This is a genomic window from Nitrospirillum bahiense (genome assembly GCF_007828025.1).
Taxonomy (GTDB): domain Bacteria; phylum Pseudomonadota; class Alphaproteobacteria; order Azospirillales; family Azospirillaceae; genus Nitrospirillum; species Nitrospirillum amazonense.
Genome location: NZ_VITO01000001.1, coordinates 65,627 through 86,264, shown reverse-complemented (window position 1 = coordinate 86,264; position 20,638 = coordinate 65,627). Strand labels below are relative to the sequence as shown.

The 20,638-nt window shown below is 67.5% G+C and carries 14 protein-coding genes; 5 read left to right on the top strand and 9 right to left on the bottom strand.

Annotated elements, in window-relative coordinates; translation table 11 throughout:
- Positions 1–38: 38 nt before the first annotated feature.
- Positions 39–4,454 (bottom strand): CHASE domain-containing protein, encoded by a 4,416-nt coding sequence (locus FBZ88_RS00360; RefSeq protein ID WP_186464122.1) that lies wholly within the window; start codon positions 4,452–4,454, stop codon positions 39–41.
- A gap of 162 nt (positions 4,455–4,616) precedes the next feature.
- Positions 4,617–6,590, bottom strand: coding sequence for a CocE/NonD family hydrolase (locus tag FBZ88_RS00355; RefSeq protein WP_411861220.1), 1,974 nt, complete (start codon positions 6,588–6,590; stop codon positions 4,617–4,619).
- A gap of 198 nt (positions 6,591–6,788) precedes the next feature.
- Between FBZ88_RS00355 and FBZ88_RS00350 the strand changes: the two genes are divergently transcribed.
- On the top strand, positions 6,789–7,193 hold the full coding sequence (locus tag FBZ88_RS00350; RefSeq protein ID WP_145614905.1) for a spore germination protein GerW family protein: 405 nt from the start codon (positions 6,789–6,791) through the stop codon (positions 7,191–7,193).
- A 2-nt stretch (positions 7,194–7,195) separates the two neighbouring features.
- Here the strand turns inward: FBZ88_RS00350 and FBZ88_RS00345 are convergent, their stop codons facing one another.
- A complete protein-coding gene (locus FBZ88_RS00345; protein ID WP_145614904.1) occupies positions 7,196–7,972 on the bottom strand; it encodes a sulfotransferase domain-containing protein in 777 nt (258 codons plus the stop codon).
- Between the two features lie 293 nt (positions 7,973–8,265).
- Here FBZ88_RS00345 and FBZ88_RS00340 point away from each other — a divergent pair, with 293 nt between their 5' ends.
- Both FBZ88_RS00340 and FBZ88_RS00335 read left to right on the top strand, forming a co-directional pair.
- On the top strand, positions 8,266–9,330 hold the full coding sequence (locus FBZ88_RS00340) for an NAD(P)-dependent alcohol dehydrogenase (RefSeq protein ID WP_145614903.1): 1,065 nt from the start codon (positions 8,266–8,268) through the stop codon (positions 9,328–9,330).
- 160 nt (positions 9,331–9,490) lie between these two features.
- Positions 9,491–9,883, top strand: a complete 393-nt coding sequence (locus tag FBZ88_RS00335) for a hypothetical protein (protein ID WP_145614902.1) — start codon at positions 9,491–9,493, stop codon at positions 9,881–9,883.
- A gap of 16 nt (positions 9,884–9,899) precedes the next feature.
- Here FBZ88_RS00335 and FBZ88_RS00330 read toward each other — a convergent pair whose 3' ends face one another.
- The 4 genes from FBZ88_RS00330 to FBZ88_RS00315 form a co-directional block, all read right to left on the bottom strand.
- On the bottom strand, positions 9,900–11,180 hold the full coding sequence (locus FBZ88_RS00330; protein WP_145614901.1) for a DUF3422 family protein: 1,281 nt from the start codon (positions 11,178–11,180) through the stop codon (positions 9,900–9,902).
- Between the two features lie 135 nt (positions 11,181–11,315).
- A complete protein-coding gene (scpA, locus tag FBZ88_RS00325) occupies positions 11,316–13,466 on the bottom strand; it encodes a methylmalonyl-CoA mutase (protein ID WP_145614900.1) in 2,151 nt (716 codons plus the stop codon).
- A 5-nt stretch (positions 13,467–13,471) separates the two neighbouring features.
- A complete protein-coding gene (locus FBZ88_RS00320; protein WP_145614899.1) occupies positions 13,472–15,478 on the bottom strand; it encodes an acetyl-CoA carboxylase biotin carboxylase subunit in 2,007 nt (668 codons plus the stop codon).
- An 11-nt stretch (positions 15,479–15,489) separates the two neighbouring features.
- Positions 15,490–17,025, bottom strand: coding sequence for an acyl-CoA carboxylase subunit beta (locus FBZ88_RS00315; RefSeq protein ID WP_088873296.1), 1,536 nt, complete (start codon positions 17,023–17,025; stop codon positions 15,490–15,492).
- Between the two features lie 201 nt (positions 17,026–17,226).
- On the opposite strand from FBZ88_RS00315, the gene FBZ88_RS00310 reads away from it, so the two are divergent.
- Entirely contained in the window at positions 17,227–18,663 is a 1,437-nt protein-coding gene (locus tag FBZ88_RS00310; RefSeq protein WP_145614898.1) for a helix-turn-helix domain-containing protein, read from the top strand.
- A gap of 43 nt (positions 18,664–18,706) precedes the next feature.
- Here FBZ88_RS00310 and FBZ88_RS00305 read toward each other — a convergent pair whose 3' ends face one another.
- Entirely contained in the window at positions 18,707–19,423 is a 717-nt protein-coding gene (locus tag FBZ88_RS00305) for an MgtC/SapB family protein (RefSeq protein WP_145614897.1), read from the bottom strand.
- 171 nt (positions 19,424–19,594) lie between these two features.
- Here FBZ88_RS00305 and msrB point away from each other — a divergent pair, with 171 nt between their 5' ends.
- Complete coding sequence (gene msrB / locus FBZ88_RS00300) at positions 19,595–19,993, top strand: peptide-methionine (R)-S-oxide reductase MsrB (RefSeq protein ID WP_040847084.1); 399 nt, start codon at positions 19,595–19,597, stop codon at positions 19,991–19,993.
- Positions 19,994–20,012: 19 nt separating this feature from the next.
- Here msrB and FBZ88_RS00295 read toward each other — a convergent pair whose 3' ends face one another.
- Positions 20,013–20,432, bottom strand: coding sequence for a hypothetical protein (locus FBZ88_RS00295; RefSeq protein WP_145614896.1), 420 nt, complete (start codon positions 20,430–20,432; stop codon positions 20,013–20,015).
- Positions 20,433–20,638 lie beyond the last annotated feature (206 nt).

The following is a 20,638-nucleotide window of genomic DNA, read 5'->3' as shown; positions in this document are numbered from 1 at the left end:
CGGAATTCCTGGGAAAGCCCGGGTTAGGACAAGCCCGCTCAATCCGCCGTTTCCAGGAAGCGTCGCCCCAGGGCTTGCCAAGATTGAGGCCCTATGGTGCCGATCAGGCCCCCCAGGGCCCGGGCGCGATCGGTGTCGCCGGCATCGCAAGCGGACTGCAGTTGGCGAGCGGCTTCCTCCAGGCGTCTTAATCCACAATTTCCCGCCGTGGAAATAAGGTCATGGGCCTGCTGTCCCAAGGTGTGCAGGTCGGTCCCGTCATCTGCGGCCGCCAGGCTGGCCACACTGTCCACCCGGCTGGCGCCGTTGCCGATGAAATCGCGCACCAGCCGGTCAAAGGCGCCGGGGCCCGCCACTGGTTGCAGGCGGCCCAGGACCGCCTCCTCCAACAGCGGCAGATCGGTCATCGCGTTCGCCGCCGGCGGCATCGGTTCCGGCACCGTGACAGGCTCGGGGGCGGGGGCTTCCATCCCTGTGGCGGCGGCTCCTCCGGCGCGGGACCAGTCGTCGACCACCTGCAGGATCTGCTGTTGGCGGAAGGGCTTGTAGACGCAATCGTCCATGCCGGCGGCGGCATAGTCGGCGCTCATCCCCGCCATGGCATTGGCGGTCATGGCCAGGATGGGGGTACGGGCCCGGCCTTCCGCCGCCTCCGCCGACCGGATGCGGCGCGTGGCCTCCATACCGTCCATCACCGGCATCTGCACGTCCATGAGCACGATGTCGTAGCGCTCGCGGGCGCAGGCCGCCACCGCCTGGGCGCCGTCCTCCACCACCGTGACCATGTAACCGGCCTTGCGCAGCATCAGGCTCGCCACCGCCTGGTTGGTGGGGTTGTCCTCCACCACCAGCACCCGGCGGCCCTGGCCGTCTGGCGCCGTGGCCGGCGCCGCCGCCGGCTGGGGGCCGCAGGGCGGCATCAGGCAGCCGAAGGCGCGCGCCACCGCCTCGTTCAGGGACAGGCGGCGCACAGGCTTGGCCAGCAGGGCGTCATAGCGGGCATCGACCGTTGCCTGGTCCGGTTCGATGGAACTGACCAGGATGACGCGCAGGTCCTGGAATCGGGCGTCGGCGCGCACCCTGGCCACCACCTCGGGCCCGTTGAGGCCCGGCATGCGGTTGTCGATCAGCAGGATGTCATAGGGGTCGTCGCCACCCGCCGCCGACCACAGGCGCGCCAGCGCGGTTTCCCCGTCCGGCGCCTCATCCACGCGCAGGCCCAGGTCGAAGCTGAGGTTGTGGGTCAGGATCAGGCGGTTCATGGCCAGGTCGTCAACCACCAGGGCGTGGCGGCCGCGCACGCTTTCCAGCGAGGGCAGGGGCGCGTCGGCCGGCTCCGCCGGGGCCAGGGGTAATTCGAACCAGAACAGGGACCCTTGGCCCGGCGTGCTCTCCACCCCGATGCCACCCCCCATCAGCTCCACCAGCTGCTTGCAGATCGCCAGGCCCAGGCCGGTGCCGCCGAAGCGCCGGGTGACGCTGGCGTCTGCCTGAGTGAATTTCTGAAACAGGCGCTGGGCCTGCTCGTCGCTGAGGCCGATGCCGGTGTCCTGCACGGCGAAGCGCAGGCGCCGCGTACCGGGCGCGGTGCCGGCCAGGCAGGTGACGATGACGCTGACCCAGCCGCGGTCGGTGAACTTGACCGCGTTGCCGGCGAGGTTCAGCAGCAGCTGCCGCAGGCGGGTGGGATCGCCGCGCCAGTGCCGCCGCGCCTCTTCCACCACCAGCACGCCCAGCTCGATACCCTTGTCGCGGGCGCGGGGCGCCAGGATGGCGGCCACCCCCTCCACCAGATCACCCAGATCGAAGGACAGGTTCTCCAGGTCGACCTTGCCCGCCTCGAGCTTGGAGATGTCCAGGATATCGTTGATGACGCCCAGCAGGGCATCGGCGCTGTCGCGAATGGTTTCCGCGTAACCACGCTGTTCGGGGGTGAGGCCGCTGGTGTCCAGAAGCAGCTGCACCATACCCACCACGCCGTTCATGGGCGTGCGCACCTCATGGCTCATATTGGCCAGGAAGTCGTTCTTGGCGCGGTTGGCCTCTTCCGCCCGCCGCTTTTCCGCGGCCAGGGCGCGGGCGCTCTCGCGCGTTGCCGTCACGTCCCAGTTCACGCCCACGATCTTGATGGCCTGGCCCTGGGCGTCGCGCTCCACCAAGCCGTTGGTCTTGATGTGACGGATGGCGCCATCGGGCAGGCGGATGCGGAACTCCGTATCTAGGGGCACTTCGCCACGTACGGCCGCCTGCACCTCCGCCTGCATGCGGCCCAGATCCTCGGCATGGCAGCGGGACTGCCAGGTGGCGAAGGTCAGAGGCCGTGGTGTGTCGGGATCGACGCCGTACATCTGGAACATGCGTTCGTCCCAGACCAGTTCCTGCGTCGCCAGATCGAATTCCCAGACGCCGATGCCGCCGGCCTGCGTCGCCAGGGTCAGGCGTTTGCCGGCGGCCATCAGCTTGGTGTTGATGGCGCTCAATTCCCGTGTCATGCCCTCGGCGATCGCCGTGGCGCGGGCGCGAACCAGGTGCAAATTGGCGGTCAATGCCGCCAGCATAAGCGAAATAAAGGCCAGGCTGGCGGCGGCCAGCGCGGCGCCCGCTTGGCCGGCGGTGGCGAAGCTGGCCGCCCGCGACCAGGCCAAGGTCAAGGCGTGACCGCCCTCATCCACGCGGCTCACCTGGTCCGGAGCACCCAGGCCCGAGGCTTTCAGGCCCACCCGCGCGGCCAGCCGGCCCCCCAAGGTGTCGGGTGTGATCTTGCGGTACAGCAGGGCGTCGGGCCGCGTCTCGCCGCCGTCGTAAACGGCGACGTTGACCTCGTCCACCATGTCGCGCAGCGCTTCGCGGAAGAACACCTCCGAAATAAAGGGGGCGAAGATCCAGCACTGCAGGGCGTGGCGGCGCTGCGCCACCGTATCCAGCGGCTTGCCGCGCGTGTAGACGGGAATGAAATAAAGGAAGCCCGCGCGCCGCTGCGCATCCTGCACCAGGATGATGCGCTTGGTCATGGCGGGCTGGCCGGTATCGCGGGCGCGAAAGGCGGCGTCGCGGCGGTTGGCCTCCGTCGCCACGTTCAGCCCGAGGGCGGCCGCGTTGGCGTCCGCGGGCTCGATATAGGTGATGACGTCGTATTCCAGCGCGTCGGCGAAGTCGTCCAGCACCGGTTCGGTGGAGGCGGCGTGCAGCCTGAAGTCAGGCGCGCCATCGGCCCGGACATGCGCCAGGAAGGCCTCCAGCCCATCGGTGGGCACGGGATAGACGACGCCGATGCCGTTGATACCGGGATAGCGGCCGTCGATGTTGATGGTGCTGGCGAACGCCCGCCACTGATCGCGGCCCACGGGCAGGCCGGTGGCGTAAAGGGCGGCGCCGGCTTCCAGGGCGTTGGAATAGACCAGCAGGCGTTCGTGGATGCGCGCCATGGCATTGTCCACGATCTTGCCCAGGTGGGCCTCATCGCGGGAGCGGGCGATGTCCGTCCGGTCCAGGAAGACGCCGGTGGCCACCAGGCAGCCCACCAGGAAGACGACGGATCCCAAGCGCGCCGACTGCGGGGGAATGTCGGAAAAGACGATGGCGGTCAGGGCGAACGTCGCCAGCATGGCCTGCATGTTCAGCAGGCTTTCGTTCAGGGTGGCATCCATGAACGGGCCGATGCCGGCGGCCGTGCCCAGCACATAGACCGTGGCCGCCGCCAGCACCACCAGGTGGGCCGCTGCCGGGCCGTAACGGCGGGCGGCCAGCAGGATGGCGGGATACAGCAGGAAGATGCCCAGCGCCGCGGCCGAGCCCAGCAGCGTCCGCGCCACGGGCAGGAAGGGCAGGGTCAGGGCCGCCACCGTCAGCCCTAGCACGGGCATCAGGCCGCTGAACAGCGTGGCCCATAAGTGGGCGGGGCGCCAGTCGGCAGCCTTGGCCTCCCGCAGGGCCACCAGCAGGGCGGTGACGATCAGGATGCCCAGCGCGTCGCCTGTCCACCAGGTGATCCAGATGGCGCCCAGGTTCACGTCCCAGGACAGGTTGCCCGCCACCAGCAGGGCGCTGACGCCGACGGTAGCGCTGCAGACGGGCGCCACGATGGCGGCCAGGCCATGGGCGGCAGCGCGGGAAACCTGCAGCCTTTCCTTGTCTATGCCATCGATGCGCGTGAACAGCAGGGCGCCCAGCACCGCCTCGCCCGTGTTGCCCAGCGCGATGAAGGCAGCCGTCAGCGGCCCCACGCCGGGGGTGAGCAGGTTGGCGATGAAGGCGCCGATGAGGACGAAGGGCCAGGCGCTCCGGCCGAAGATCAGCAGGCCCGCCACGGCCAGGCCGGAGGCGGGCCACACCGGGCTGGCGCTCTCGCTCAGGCTGGCCAGGGCCAGGCCCAGGCGTGCCGTGCCCAGATATGCCGCCGCCAGGAGCAGGACCTTGAACGAAGTCGCCAGGGCGTGCCCCGGGAGTGGACGCATGACGCCGCCTGTCTTCACGTGCGCGCCCTTGCCCGCACCCCTCACATCCGACAAGTCTACCGGCATGGGCCGGGTGATAGAAGCCGTGCAATCGGGGAGCGAAAAAATAAGCCGGGCGTGTGCCGCCCGGCTTTAAAACATGGGTTCGGCGGATTATTGCGCCTAGTTGGCGGGCACCACCGGCAGGTCGATGAAGCTGGCCTGCGCGCCCTGATGGAAGACGCGCTGCGTCGCCTTGCGATAGTCGCCCGGCTTGGCCAGGAAGATGTTGTCGACGAAGGTCTGCGGGTTGCGGTCATACAGCGGGAACCAGCTGGACTGCACCTGCACCATGATGCGGTGGCCGGGCAGGAAGACGTGGTTGGCGTTGGGCAGCTCAAACCGATAGCGCTGCACCTTGTCTGCCGGGATGGCGGTGGGATGTTCCAGGCTGTCGCGGTAACGGCCGCGGAAGATGTCCATGCCCACGGCCAGCTGATAGCCGCCCATCTCCGGCTGCGATGGCACCTCGTCGGGATAGACGTCGATCAGCTTCACCACCCAGTCGCTGTCGGTACCGGAGGTGGAGGCGTAGAGGTTCACCACTGGCGCGCCACTGATCTTCATCGGCGCGGTCAGCACCTCGCTGGTGTAGACCAGCACGTCGGTGCGGTCGGCCACCGCCCGCTGGTCGGTGACCAGCCAGCGCTTCCAGGCGTCGCCATCGCCGAAGCGCACGGGACGCGGCACATAGGGCACAGGCTTGGCCGGGTCCGAGACGTACTCGTCATAGGCTGGGCCGCCCTTGGCCGGGGCCGTGAAGCCCAGGCCGCCGTTAGCCTGCAGGTACAGGGGCTTGGGCGTGGCGGCGCAGCCGGTGGCGCAGGAGGTCGGCCATTTCTGCAGGCGGCGCCAGACGTTGGTGCCGCTTTCGAACACCAGCACCGGCGGTGTGTCGGCCTTGGGCGCGCCGTCCTTCAGGTGTTCATCCAGGAAGGGCAGCATGGTGTTGCGGCGGAAATCCAGGGCGGTGTCGCCCTCGAACTTCAGCGGGCCCAGGGTGCTGCCGTCATAGTTCACGCCGCTGTGCCGCCAGGGGCCCAGCACCAGGTAGTTCAAGGTGTTGCTGTTGTCCTTGGGCTCGATCGCCTCATAGGTGTGGACGGCACCGTACATGTCCTCCTGGTCCCACAGGCTGGCCACGATCATGGTGGGCACGGTGGGGGTGCGGGCGCCCAGGATCACGTCCAGCGCCTGGTTCTGCCAATAGGCGTCATAGGCCGGGTGCTCGATCAGCTTGTGCCAGAAGGGCAACTGCTCCAGTCCGTATTGCCGGGCGAAGCCATCGGCGGAGCCGGCGCGCAGGAAGGCGTCGTAGTCGTCGTAGATGCCGCGCGGGATGTCGCTGCCTTCGCCCCTTACCGTCGTCTGGTGCTGGAAATAATCGAAGTTGGTCTGGCGGAAGGCGCCGTTGTGGAACCAGTCGTCGCCCTTCCAGCCGTCGACCATGGGGCTCATGGGCACGGCGGCCTTCAGCGCCGGATGCGGGTTCACCAGCGCCATCAGGACCGTGAACCCTTCGTAGGAGGAGCCCACCATGCCGACCTTGCCGTTGCTCTCCGGCACGTTCTTCACCAGCCAGTCGATGGTGTCGTACGCGTCGGTGGCGTGGTCGACCTCGCTGTCGTTCAGGGGGCCGCGCAGGGGCCGGGTCATGACGTAGTCGCCCTCCGACCCGTACTTGCCGCGGATATCCTGGAAGACGCGGATGTAGCCCTCGGCCACGAAGCTTTCATCCCCCATGGCCAACGTCGCCTGCATGTGCGGGCTGGTGGACCGTTTGGCGCGCTTGGTGGCATTGTAGGGCGTGCGCGTCAGCATGATGGGGGCGCCCTTGGCACCCACGGGGATGACGATGACGGTGTGCAGCCTCACGCCGTCGCGCATGGGAATCATGACGTCGCGCTTGATGTAATCGGCGCCCTGGATGGTGCTGTCGACCTTGGCCGGGATGTCGGGCGCCAGGTAGGGGGTGGCCGGCGACGGCTGTGACGCCGTCTGGGCCAGGGCCGTCGTGGTCAGCAGCACGCCCATACCCACGCCCACGCCGACGCGCGCCAACCCGCCGGCCATTCGACCCACCTTGAACCACGCCATGAACCTTGCCCCTTTATCCGATATCCCCTTGGCCCATCTGCCGTGGGCGGGGATGAACGATACCGGGGTAGGCGCTCTGGTCAAATGGCGTTCGGTAACGGAACTGTTACAGAAAGGGTCGCGGACTCTTTAGGTAGAATTATTCCATGTTGATGCGCGCCATGATAGTGTTGCGTCGCAACAAGGAGGTTCCTCGCCATGCTGCTCAATCCCTTTGCCGACCCCACCAAGACCCTGACCCAGGACCTGTTGACAGAGTTCGAGACCATCCTGGGAAAGGGGGTCCTGGGCGCGCCGGTGGAAATTCCCGGCGGCCTGATCGTACCGGTAAACATCACCACCTTCGGTGTCGGCGTCTATGGCGGCAGCGTCTGGGGTGAGGCCGTGGGCGGCGGGGGCGGGGGCGGCGTCATTCCCGCCGCCGTGCTGGTGGTGCAGGACGGCAAGGTGACCTTCCACCCCATAGCACCCGAGACCACCAAAGCCGCGGCGGAGCATGTGACCGCCATGGTCAGCAAGATGCGCGGGCCCCGCGCGCCGCAGCAGGACGAGGTGAGCCCGGTGACGCCGACAGCGGCCACGCCCGCCGTCGCCGACGCCTGACCTCAGGCCGTTGCCGTCCTGTCCGGCGGCAGATAATAGGCCGCCAGGAAGGACCAGAAGGCGTTGTCCATCAGGGACTGCGCCCGGTCCGGCAGGGCCTTGTACTTGCCGACCGCGCCATCGCCAATGTGGCTCCTGTGCCAGTGGGTCACGGGGTCGTAAAGGTTGGGATGCGCGTCCGTTCCGGCATTTTCCACGAAGCGTCCGGTATCCTCCATCTGGGCCAGGGTTCGCTCCACCGTCCGGGTCCGCAGGCCCTCGTGAATGGCCAGCAGTGCGGGATCAGCTGCCATCACACCGATAAATCCGGCGATGCGGGCCACCGAGTCCGGAAGGTCGTGGAAGCCGTCTTCATAACGGAACACCAGGGTGCGCCGGCCCTGGGCGACACAGGCCTGCACCCGGCGCACGCTGCGCAACACATAGGCGAAGGCTTCGTTGAACGGCTGGTCGAAGCGCCGCATCAGCGAGGCGACACAGTCGCGCGGATCCCGCAGGGTGATGATGGTGGCGATGTCCTCATGCGCGATGCGCAGCTGCATCATGGGGTCGGGATGGTGGGTCTTCAGCACCACCGGCATCCTGGCCTTTTCCCCGATGCCAACATAATCCGTCAAATCATTGGCATAGTCGGACCTGTAACCCGACTCGCCATAGGTCTGGGCCAGCAATTGCCGCACGACATTGAACGACCAGGTGGAAGCACTGCCGGGCAGGCCAACGCAAATAATCGCAACATTGTCATCAAAAGTGGCGGCCGCGCCATTCTCTTGCATCATTGTAATAACCAAGCTGCCAATATCTTTGTTACTGATCTAGCGACCATGACTTATACGCGCGATGACGGATATTTTGTCGCATCCGGTTGGGGAATAGGGGTGGCGCATCTGGGGAGGTGCCGTAGGGGGCGGGGCCAAAATTTCCGGAAACATCGCCGCCAAGGTGGTTGAACTAAGTCACTCGACTTCCCATTTGCGGCGGATAGGGCTTCGGGGGGCAGATCGCCCGCACCGGGGGGGACACCGGGAAGCCCTGCCTCATATCGGGATCAAGCCATCAGAGAGGGGCTGACGTGATCAAGACCTTGGGATATGCGGCCTATAAGGCCAAGGAAGCCCTGGCGCCGTTCACCTTCGAACGCCGGGACCCACGTGACCACGATGTGGTCATCGACATCCAATACTGCGGCATCTGCCATTCGGACGTGCACCAGGCGCGGGACGAATGGGGCGGCAGCCTGTTCCCCATGGTGCCGGGGCACGAGATCGCCGGCATCGTCGCCCGGGTCGGCCCGGCGGTCACCAAGTACAAGGTGGGCGACCGGGTAGGCGTCGGCTGCTTCGTCGATAGCTGCCGTGAGTGTGACTACTGCAAACAGGGCCTGGAACAGTTCTGCACCCAGGGGATGACCGCCACCTACAACGCGATGGAGCGTGACGGCAGGACGCTGAGCCAGGGCGGCTATTCCACCACCATCGTGGTGGACGAAAACTATGTCCTGCGCATCCCGGACACCCTGCCGCTGGATGCCGCCGCGCCGCTGCTGTGCGCCGGCATCACCCTGTATTCCCCGCTGGCCCATTGGAAGGCCGGGCCGGGCAAGAAGGTGGCCATCATCGGCCTGGGCGGCCTGGGCCACATGGGGGTGAAGCTGGCCCACGCCATGGGGGCCGATGTCACGGTGCTGAGCCAGTCGCTGCGCAAGGAGGCCGACGGCCGGCGCCTGGGCGCCGACCATTTCTACGCCACGTCGGACGAGGCGACCTTCACCAAGCTGGCGGGCACCTTCGACCTGATCATCAACACGGTGTCGGCGCCCATCGATTGGAACGCCTACCTGGGCCTGCTGAAGGTCGATGGTGCCCTGGTCGTGGTGGGCGTGCCGGAGGAGCAGGTGCCGGTGGGCGCCTTCTCCCTGATCATGGGCCGCCGCAGCCTGGCGGGTTCCCTGATCGGCGGCATCCAGGAAACGCAGGAGATGTTGAATTTCTGTGCCGAGCACAACATCACCAGCGACATCGAGACCATCGCCATCAACCAGGTGAACGAGGCCTATGACCGCGTCGTCGCCAGCGATGTGCGGTATCGTTTCGTAATCGATATGGCATCGTTGAAGACTGCTGACGCCAGCTTCTAAGGCCTTGCGATTCTGACGTTGAACGGGCGGCGGGGCCCTTCCGCCGCCCGTTTCATTTTGCTGAAATGGAATTTACGTTGCGCCAGGCGCGTGCCGGTTGTGGCCGTCCCGGACGCGGACTACGCTCAAGGCCGTCGAATGGCTCTGAAGCGGTGACCCTATGCGCCCTGGTGTGCTGATCCTTGCCGGTGTTATCGCCGCGTTGGCTTCCGGGGCCTGGGCCCAGGGCACCACCAGTTCGGGCACCAGTCCGGCCGCCAATCCAGCAGGCAGTCCGGCGGCCGGCCCTGCGGCACCTCCGGCGCTGAAAAAGGACGACCTGCCCCGTGACATCATCGTCACCCCGCAGGTGCTGCCGACGCCGGAGGAGGAGCAGGCCTACCACGATGCGGAATATGCCCGCCTCAAGGCCATGTTCGGCCCGCCGGAACTGCCGCCGATCTCGCGGGGGGACGCCTTCAGCCGGGATGAGACACAGAACACCGGCACCGTGGCGGGCCCCAAGGCGGTGAATTGTCCTGATGTCGTGGCCTGTTACGCACCGCCGAAGTAGGCCCCGGCCAAAACCTTCAATGCGGCATGTTGCGCCGCAGCCAGCGGGCGGCGATGGCCACCACGCCGGCGCAGACCGGCACGGCGATGGCCACGATGCGGCTGGTGGAAGGCCAGCCCTCCGTCTCCGGCAGGCCGTGCATCACCTTTTCCACCAGCGACACCAGGTAGTAGGTGATGCCCACGATGGACAGGGCCTCCACCGCCTCCTGGATGCGCACGTGCATGCTGGAATTGCGGTCCAGCGAGGTCAGCAGGGTGGCGCTCTGGCTGGACAGGCCGACATCCACGCGGGTGCGCAGGCTGGCCTGGGCGCGTTCCATGCCGGCGGCCAGTTCCCCCTGAAGGCGGGCGGCGGCCTCCACCGTGCGGATGCCGGGGCGCAGGCGCCGCTTCAGGAACAGGCCCACGCGCTGCAGGCCGGGGATGCGTTCCTCCCGCAGTTCGTCCAGCCGCTCGCTGACGATCTCGCCATAGGCCAGGCTGGCGCCGAAGCGCCAGCGGTTACGCGTCACCAGATGGCCCAGGTCGACCGCCAGGTCGGTCAGGCTGTCCAGGATGGCGCGGTCCTCCGCCGGGGTCTTGCTGTCGCGAATACGGCCGACGGTTTCCTCCAGCCGGCGTTCCATGTCGGTCAGGATCGCCATCGTCTCCCGCGCCTGGGGGAACGCCAGGAAGGCGGCGGTGCGATAAGTCTCGATCTCCAGTATGCGCTGCACCAGACGGCCCAGCCGGTCGTCGGTCAGGCCCCGGTTTTGGATCAGGGCGCGGCTGTAGCCGTCATCGTCGATGTGGAAGTCCAGCGCCACCCAGGCCTCGCCACCGTTCACGACGGCACCGGCGCAGGTGCCGGTGGGGAAGCGGGCGGCCAGCGCCACGGGGTCCGGTTGCCCCTCCGCCTGCTCGACCTGCACGTAAACCGCGGCCAGGCGCTGGGCGCCCAGGGGACCGAACACGCCGTCCAGCAAGGTTTCCACCGCCAGGCGGGTCTCCTCACCGTGAGCGCCGGTGATGGCCACGCTGACGCTGAGGAATTCGGTGTGGTGCTCCCACTTCACCTGGGCCGGCCGGCCGGCGATGGCGGTGGCGATGACGCCATAGCGCGGCGCCTCGGCCTGTGAGGAGGGCAGGGCGTCCAGCACGGTCAGCAGGCGGCCGGTGCAGGCCGATCCGTCCGCCGGGGTGCAGAGGTAGGTGGCCTGGAAGACCTCCACCGGCGCCTTCACCGGCATGGCCATGCGGGAGTGCAACTCCTGCATCAGCACGCCGCGCAGCGGGTGATCCGCCTCTATGCCCATGATGCCCTACCCCTCACGCCGTAAGCCGAAGTTCCGGGGGAATGCTAACACAGGGTGGGCGCCAAGCCAGGGCGGAGCCCTGTGCGCCGGGCGCACAGGGTGTTTCCCTCGCTGCATGGCTCGCCTGGTTGCCGGTCAGGCGGCGGCCGGGCGCCGCTTCTGCAAAATCTCCAGGATTTCCGCGGCGGCCGTGGGGATGTTGGTGCCCGGGCCGTAAATGGCCGCCGCCCCCGCCTGGTACAACATGTCATAGTCCTGGGGCGGGATGACGCCACCGCACACCACCAGGATGTCGCCCGCGCCCTGCGCCTTCAGGCTGTCGATCAGGGCCGGCACCAGGGTCTTGTGCCCGGCGGCCTGCGACGACACGCCAATGACGTGCACGTCGTTTTCCACTGCCTGGCGGGCCGCTTCCTCCGGCGTCTGGAACAGCGGGCCGACGTCGACATCGAAGCCGATGTCGGCGAAGGCCGTGGCGATGACCTTGGCACCCCGGTCGTGGCCGTCCTGGCCCATCTTCACCACCAGCATGCGCGGTCGGCGGCCTTCCACCTCCGCAAAGGCCTCCACATCCTTGCGGATGCGGTTGAAGCCCTCATCGCCGTCGTAAGCCGAGCCATAGACCCCGCTGACGGAGCGGATGACGGCGCGGTGGCGGGTGAACACCCGCTCCAGCGCGTCGGAGATTTCGCCCACGGTGGCGCGGGCGCGCGTCGCCTTGATGGCGAGATCCAGCAGGTTGCCGGTGCCGTCGGCAGCCCCCTGGGACAGGGCGTCCAGCGCGGCCTTCACCGCCGCGTCGTCGCGGCTGGTGCGGATGGCGTTCAGGCGGGCGATCTGGGCCTCGCGCACGGCGGTGTTGTCGATGTCCAGCACCTCCACCCGCTCCGGGTTCTGCGGCCGGTACTTGTTGACGCCGACCACCACTTCCTCGCCCCGGTCGATGCGGGCCTGGCGGCGGGCGGCCGCCTCCTCGATCATCAGCTTGGGCAGGCCGCTGTCCACGGCCTTGGTCATGCCGCCCATGCCTTCCACCTGGTCGATCAACTTCTCCGCCTCGGCCGCCAGGCTGTGGGTCAGGCTTTCCACGTAATAGCTGCCGCCCAGCGGGTCGACCACGTGGGGCACGCCCGTCTCCTCCGCGATGATCAGCTGGGTGTTGCGGGCGATGCGGGCGGAGAAGGGCGTGGGCAGGCCCAGCGCCTCGTCAAAGCTGTTGGTGTGCAGCGACTGGGTGCCGCCCAGCACGGCGGCCATGGCTTCGATGGTGGTGCGCACCACGTTGTTGTAGGGATCCTGCTCCGTCAGGCTGACGCCCGAGGTTTGGCAGTGGGTGCGCAGGGCCAGCGACCGCGCATCCTGCGGGTCGAAATGCTTCTTCATCAGCTTGGCCCACAGCAGGCGGGCCGCGCGCAGCTTGGCCACCTCCATGAAGAAGTTCATGCCGATGGCGAAGAAGAAGGACAGGCGCGGGGCGAACTGGTCGACCTTCAGGCCCTTGGACGCCGCCGCCCGCACATACTCCAACCCGTCCGCCAGGGTAAAGGCCAGCTCCTGCACCGCCGTCGCCCCGGCTTCCTGCATGTGGTAGCCGCTGATGGAGATGGAGTTGAACTTGGGCATGTTCAGTGCCGTGTACTCGATGATGTCGGCCACGATGCGCATGCTGGGGGTGGGCGGGTAGATGTAGGTGTTGCGGACCATGAACTCCTTCAGGATGTCGTTCTGGATGGTCCCGGACAGCTTGTCCTGGCCCACACCTTGTTCCTCCGCCGCCACGATGTAGCCGGCCAGCACCGGCAGCACGGCGCCGTTCATGGTCATGGACACGCTCATCTTGTCCAACGGGATGCCGTCGAACAGGATCTTCATGTCCTCCACGCTGTCGATGGCGACACCGGCCTTGCCCACGTCGCCCACCACGCGGGGGTGGTCGCTGTCGTAGCCGCGATGGGTGGCCAGGTCGAAGGCCACCGACAGGCCCATCTGGCCCGCCGCCAGGTTGGCCTTGTAGAAGCGGTTGCTTTCCTCCGCCGTCGAGAAGCCGGCGTATTGCCGGATGGTCCACGGCCGGTGGCTGTACATGGTGGCCCGGGGACCCCGCGTGTAGGGCGCGAAGCCGGGCAGGGTCTGGAGCTCCAGACCCTCCAGGTCCGCCGCGGTGTAGAGCGGCTTCACCGCGATGCCCTCGGGCGTGGTGCGCACCAGGCCTTCGGGGTCGGCGCCGAATTCCTTGGCGGCCAGGCGCTGCCAATCGGCCAGGGTCTTCTCGGGGAAGTCGCTCATGATGGTCACTCGAACTCGATGATGATCTGGTCGACGGCCAGGGACGTGCCCTTTTCGGCCGCGATCTTCTTGACCTTGCCGTCGGAGTCGGCGCGCAGGATGTTTTCCATCTTCATGGCCTCCACCACCGCCAGTTCCTGGCCGGCCTTGACCTCGTCGCCCACGGCCACCGCCACGGTGACCAGCAGGCCGGGCATGGGCGACAGCAGGAACTTGGACATGTCCGGCTTGGCCTTGACGGGCATCAGGGCCGCGAACTCCGCCGCCCGGGCGGTAAGCACCTGCACCTCCAGCTCTGCACCGCCGTGGAACAGGCGGTAGCCGATGCCCGTGCCGTCCACCTGCACGGCCAGGGCGTGGCCGTCCACCGTGCCGGCCCACAGCGATTGGCCGGGGTGCCAGTCGGCGTTGCGCACCGTATAGGTCCGGCCGTCCAGCGTCACGTCATGGCCGTCCTCCACGGCGACGATCTCCGCCGGATGGTTGTCCCGGCCACAGCGCACCACCCAGGTGGCAGGCACCACGCGGTGGTGGCCCGCCATCTGGCCGGAAATGGTGGCATCGCGTTCCACCCGGGTGCGGTGGAGGCTGGCGGCCATGGCCAGCAGGCGGGTCAGCACCTCGGCCGGCAATTCGCGGCCGTGGAAGCCGTCGGGGAATTCCTCGGCGATGAAGTTGGTGGTCAGGCGCCCCTCGCCGAAGCGGCGGGATTCCACCAGGGCCGCGAGGAAGCTGATGTTGTGGCCCACGCCGCGGATCTGGAAGCGGTCCAGCGCGTCGCCCATGGCGGTGATGGCCGTGGTGCGGTCGGGGCCGTAGGTGATCAGCTTGGCGATCATGGGGTCATAGAACATGCTGATCTCGCCGCCCTCGTGGATGCCGGTATCCACGCGGACGATGCTGCCCTCCTGCGCGCCCGCCCCCTCGGCCGGGGGCCGGTAGCGCGTGACGCGGCCGATGGACGGCAGGAAGTTGCGCGTCGGCTCCTCCGCGTACACGCGGGCCTCCAGCGCCCACCCGTTCAGCTTTACGTCATCCTGGGTGATCGGCAGCTTCTCACCCGCCGCCACGCGGATCATCAGTTCCACCAGATCCAGGCCGGTGATCATCTCCGTCACCGGATGTTCCACCTGCAGGCGGGTGTTCATCTCCAGGAAGTAGAAGTTACGGTCCTTGTCGACGATGAACTCGACCGTGCCGGCGCTGCGGTACTGCACCGCCTGGGCCAGGGCCACGGCCTGCTCACCCATGGCCTTGCGCGTGGCCTCATCCAGGAAGGGGCTGGGCGCCTCCTCGATCACCTTCTGGTGGCGGCGCTGAATGCTGCATTCACGCTCGCCCAGGTAGACGCAATTGCCATGGGCGTCGGCCATGACCTGGATTTCGATGTGCCGGGGCTCGGTCACGTACTTTTCGATGAACACCCGGTCGTCGGCGAAGCTGGAGCGCGCCTCGTTGCTGGCGCTGCGGAAGCCTTCGCGCGTCTGGGCGTCGTCCCAGGCCACGCGCATGCCTTTGCCGCCGCCGCCGGCCGACGCCTTGATCATCACGGGATAGCCGATGTCGTGGGCGATGCGCACCGCCTCCTCATCGTCCTTGATGACGCCCAGGTAGCCGGGAACGGTGGAGACGCCGGCGGCCTTGGCCAGCTTCTTGGACTCGATCTTGTCGCCCATGGCGCCGATGGCGTGGACGTCCGGGCCGATGAAGGCGATGCCGGCGGCCTTCAAGGCCTCGCAGAACGCGGCCTTTTCCGACAGGAAGCCATAGCCGGGATGGACGGCCTCCGCCCCCGTTTCCAGGCAGGCCTGGATGATGCGGTCGGCCACCAGATAGCTTTGGGCCGACGGCGCCGGGCCGATGGCCACGGCCTCGTCCGCCATCTGCACGTGCAGGGCGCCGGCGTCGGCCTCGGAATAGACGGCGACGGTCTTGATGCCCATGCGGCGCGCCGTCTTGATGACCCGGCAGGCGATCTCGCCCCGGTTGGCGATCAGGATCTTGGAGAACATCAGAGGCAGCCTCAGAGCGGCAGGTTGTCGTGCTTCTTCCAGGGGTTCTCCAGCTTCTTGTTCTTGAGCATGGAGAACGCCTTGATCAGGCGGCGGCGGGTGTTGTGCGGCATGATGATGTCGTCGATGTACCCGCGCGAGGCCGCGACGAAGGGGTTGGCGAACTTCTGCCGGTATTCCTCCGTCCGCGCATCGATCTTGGCCGCGTCGCCGATGTCGGCACGGAAGATGATCTCGACGGCGCCCTTCGGCCCCATGACCGCGATCTCGGCCGACGGCCAGGCATAGTTGACGTCGCCGCGCAGGTGCTTGGACGCCATCACATCATAGGCGCCACCGTAGGCCTTGCGCGTGATCAGCGTGACCTTGGGTACGGTGGCCTCGGCATAGGCGAACAGCAGCTTGGCGCCGTGCTTGATGATGCCGTTGTATTCCTGCGCCGTGCCGGGCAGGAAGCCGGGCACGTCCACCAGGGTGCAGATCGGGATGTTGAAGGCGTCGCAGAAGCGCACGAAGCGCGCCGCCTTGATGGAGCTGTCGATGTCCAGGCAGCCGGCCAGCACCAGAGGCTGGTTGGCCACAAAGCCCACGGTGGACCCGTTCAGCCGGCCGAAGCCGATGATGATGTTCTTGGCGTAGTCCGGCTGCAGCTCGAAGAAGTCGCCCTCGTCCACGACCTTCAGGATCAGTTCCTTCATGTCGTAGGGCTTGTTGGGGTTGGCCGGCACCAGGGTGCCCAGCGACGGCTCCGGCCGGTCCACCGGGTCGGCGGTGACGCGGACCGGCGCCTGTTCCCGGTTGGACAGGGGCAGGAAGTCGAAGAAGCGGCGGGTGTGCAGCAGCGCCTCGACATCGTTGTTGAAGGCGAGGTCGGCCACGCCGGACTTGGCGGTGTGGGTCACGGCCCCGCCCAACTCCTCCGCCGTCACCACCTCATGCGTCACCGTCTTCACCACGTCCGGGCCGGTGACGAACATGTAGCTGCTGTCCTTCACCATGAAGATGAAGTCGGTCATGGCCGGGCTGTAGACGGCGCCGCCGGCGCAGGGGCCCATGATCAGCGACAGCTGCGGCACTACACCGGAGGCCAGGACGTTGCGCTGGAACACCTCGGCATAGCCGCCCAGGCTGGCCACACCTTCCTGGATGCGGGCGCCGCCGCTGTCGTTCAGGCCGATGACGGGGGCGCCCACCTTCATCGCCTGGTCCATGATCTTGCAGATCTTCTCGGCATGCGCCTCGGAGAGGGAGCCGCCGAAGACCGTGAAGTCCTGGCTGAAGACGAAGACCAGGCGGCCATTGATGGTGCCGTGGCCGGTCACCACGCCATCGCCCGGCACCTTCTGCTCCGCCATGCCGAAGTCGGCGCAGCGGTGCTCCACGAACATGTCCCATTCCTCGAAGGAACCGGCGTCCAGCAGCAGCTCCAGCCGCTCGCGGGCCGTCAGCTTGCCCTTGGCATGCTGGGCCGCCACGCGCTTCTCACCGCCGCCGGCGCGCGCGCCCTGGCGTTTGGCTTCAAGGGTTTCAATGACCGTGAGCGTCAACGCCCGTCTCCTGACCGGTTATGGGTGCGCCGGATGGCGGCTGTTTTGGGGTGTGGCGATGGCGGCGGGGGCCGCCTGGATTGACAGCTGCGATGTTTGCAAACAGTTTGATCCCAGTTCAAGCCGATGCCACGCGAAATCGTGCGACGCCGGGGTGGTTATTTTGTAAAGGTTGTGAAATCCAGCGAGGGGCGAGCGGCCATGGCGGGTAAGATTTTCGCGGGCGAACGGGTGCGGCAGCTGCGCCAGCAGCGGGGCATGGCGCTGTCCGCCCTGGCCCAGGCCAGCCAGCTGTCCATGAGTTATTTAAGCCAGATCGAAAACAATCAACGCCCCCTCAGCACGGCGGCGCTCGCCGCCATCTCCGCCGTGTTCGGAGTGGAACCGCGCCATTTCGCCGACGACAGCGACTTGCGCCTGGGCAGCGAACTGCGCGAGGTGCTGGGCGATCCGCTGTTCGCCGACGACGCCTCCAGCCTCAGCGCCATCAGCGACGCGGTACGTGCCGCGCCCGGTATCGCTGGCCAGTTCATCAAGCTCTACCGCGCCTACCAGCATTTGATGGAGGAGGGGGCGCGCCACCGCCTGGACCAGGATCTGGAGATGGAAACCGGCGGCACGGCGCCCTTCCCCTATGACGACGTGCGCGACTTCGTGCAGAGCAAGCGCAACCACTTCGCCAGCCTGGACGTGGCGGCGGAATCGCTGTTCGAAAGCCAGGGCTTCACCGCCACCCGCCTGCTGGAAGACCTGATCGACTACCTGCGGGACCGCCACGGCGTCACCTGCGCCGTGTCGGCAGCGCTGGGCGGGGAGGGGGTGCTGTGGCGCTACGATCCCGCCCTGCGCCAGCTGCATCTGGCGGAAAGCGCGCCGCGCGAAAGCCGCGCCTTCTTCCTGGCGCAGCAGATCGGCCGCATGCAGTTCGCCTCCCTGATCGAGGAGGAGGTGCGCAAGGCGCCGTTGAGCAGCCCCGAGGCGCGCGGCCTGGCCTACACGGGCCTCGCCAATTACTTCGCCGGCGCGCTGATCCTGCCCTATGGCCGCTTCCTCACCCAGGCGCGGGCCGTGCGCCATGACATCGAGCGGTTGCAGCACCATTTCGGCACCAGCTTCGAGCAGGTGTGCCACCGGCTCAGCACCATGCAGCGGCCGGGCAACGCCGGCATCCCGTTCTATTTCCTGAAGGTCGACCGCGCGGGCAACATCTTCAAGCGCAGCAGCGCCACCCGTTTCCAGTTCGCCCGCTTCGGCGGCGCCTGCCCTTTGTGGAACGTGCACGAGGCCTTCGCCCAGCCGGGCCGCATCCTGGTGCAGGTGGCCCGCACGCCGGACGGCATCACCTATCTCTGCATCGCCCGCACCGTCACCATGACCGGCGGCGGCCACCTGTCCCGCCCGCGCGAGGCGGCGCTGGGCCTGGGCTGCGAGATCACCCATGCCGGCGACCTGGTCTATTCCGCCGGCCTGGATTTGCAGAACCAGGAAACGGCGGTGCCCATCGGTTCCAGCTGCAAGGTCTGCGACCGCGACGACTGCCGCCACCGCGCCTTCCCCTCCATCGGCCGGGGCCTGGCCATCGCCGGACACGAGCGCCACGTGGTGCCGTTCAGCATGACGCCGGGCGGGATCAAGTGAAGCCTAGCGGACCGATGGACGCGCCCAGTGTTTGAGGGCGTCCTTAGGTTTCCGGCTCCGCCCGCTCCACTTCCCAGCTGACGGCGTAAACGTACGGCTCCAGGCTCAGGCGCCCCACCATCTGTTCCAGGGCCGCGTCGTTGCGGGTGGGGGAAACGGCCTTGGCGGTCACGTCCACCTTGGTGGTATCCGGCACGTCCTGGCTGTCGATGCGGCGCAGGCCCAGGCCGCCGTGGGTCAGGGCATGCATGAGCAGGGAGCGGATGTGCGCCTCCTCCGCCCCCTTGCAAGTGACGGAGACGGTGTAGTGCGTCTCCACATCCGTGGCGATCAGAATGCGGCGGTTCATGCGGCGCACCAGGGGGCGCAGGATTAGGTTGGTGACGACGACGAAGCCGGCCGCCGCCAGGCTGGGCAGCCAGTAGCCGCCACCGGCGAAGGTGCCGACCATGGCGGAGCACCACAGGGTGGCGGCGGTGTTCAGGCCATGGACGTTCACGCCCTCGCGCAGGATCACGCCCGCGCCCAGGAAGCCGATGCCCGACACCACTTGCGCCGCCACACGGGTGGGATCGCCCTGGCCCACCATGGCCGAGAAGATGACGAAGCCGGCGGAACCCAGGGCCACCAGCGCGTTGGTGCGCAGGCCGGCCATCTTCTGGTGCAACTGGCGCTCGAAGCCGATGCCCGAGCCCAGGGTCAAGGCCATGGCCAGGCGCAGCACGACTTCCAGGGGGTTGGTCAAGTCGCCGGTTATCATCCTGTATTCTCTTATCTTTGGCGCCGCGCCGATCGGCACCGTTTATGGCGCTGGCTGAACCATAAGGCAAGCAGGCGGGTGGCCGCGACCCTGTGGCAATCCGCGCGCAGAAAGCCCATATCGGTAGCGACCCATATCGGTAGCGACTTGGTAAAAAAGGAGCGTCAGGCCATGGATGGCGAATACGAAGTGGTGCGCACGGACGAGGAATGGCGCCAGCTGCTGACGCCAGAGCAGTACGCCGTCATGCGCGGCCACGGCACGGAACGACCGGGCAGCTGCGCCCTGAACCATGAGAAGCGGCCGGGCACCTTCTCCTGCGCCGGCTGCGGCCAGCCGCTGTTCCAGTCCACCCGCAAGTTCGAGAGCGGCACCGGCTGGCCCAGCTTCAACGACCCGGTGGAAGGCTCCGTCGCCACCACGGTGGACCGCAGCTATGGCATGGTGCGGACCGAGGTGCACTGCGCCCGTTGCGGCAGCCACTTGGGCCACGTCTTTCCCGACGGCCCGCCGCCCACGCACCTGCGCTATTGCATCAATGGCGTCGCGATGAACTTCGAGGCGGATTGAGGGCTAAGGAAGCCCCAGGTCAATGCCGGCCCAGCTTACCCGCGGCGGGGCCGGCGGCGGCCACCGCCTGCTCCGCGCACTTGGTCAGGGTGTTCTCCTGGCAGGTGACTTCGGTGAACCCCAGCGTCTGGCCTTGGGCGGAGGCGTAGCGGATGGGGAAGGCCAGCTTGTAGTGGATGCCCGCGCGCGCCGCCGCCGTGGGACCCTGCACCACCACGATCAGGGAATTGGCCCGGTGCCCGCTGCTGAGCACGAAGGCGCCGTCGCGGCCGAAGGCCTGAACGACGGCGCCGGCCAGGGCCACCGTGACGTCATCATCGCCGCCGCGCAGCACCTCCACCTGGGTGGGGGCGCCGGCCCGGGCGGGTGACCACCCAGGGACGCACAGGGCGGTCACGGTCATCACCGCCGCCGCTTTCATGATTCCGGGCGCATCCATCGCCCTCTCCCTTCCTCAAAAGCCCTCACGCACAGCTTTACGCGAAACGCTTGTGGGTTTGCCAGCGATGGTCCCAGATGGGGGATCGTGCCGCGGCGTCTCTTAACCATAGTGCCTATGGCCTTACGTCGATTGCTGCGGCAAGCGCCTGGCCTGTAAAACGAAATCTACGCATCCTGATGCCAAGGATGCCCGGGATGCCCTCC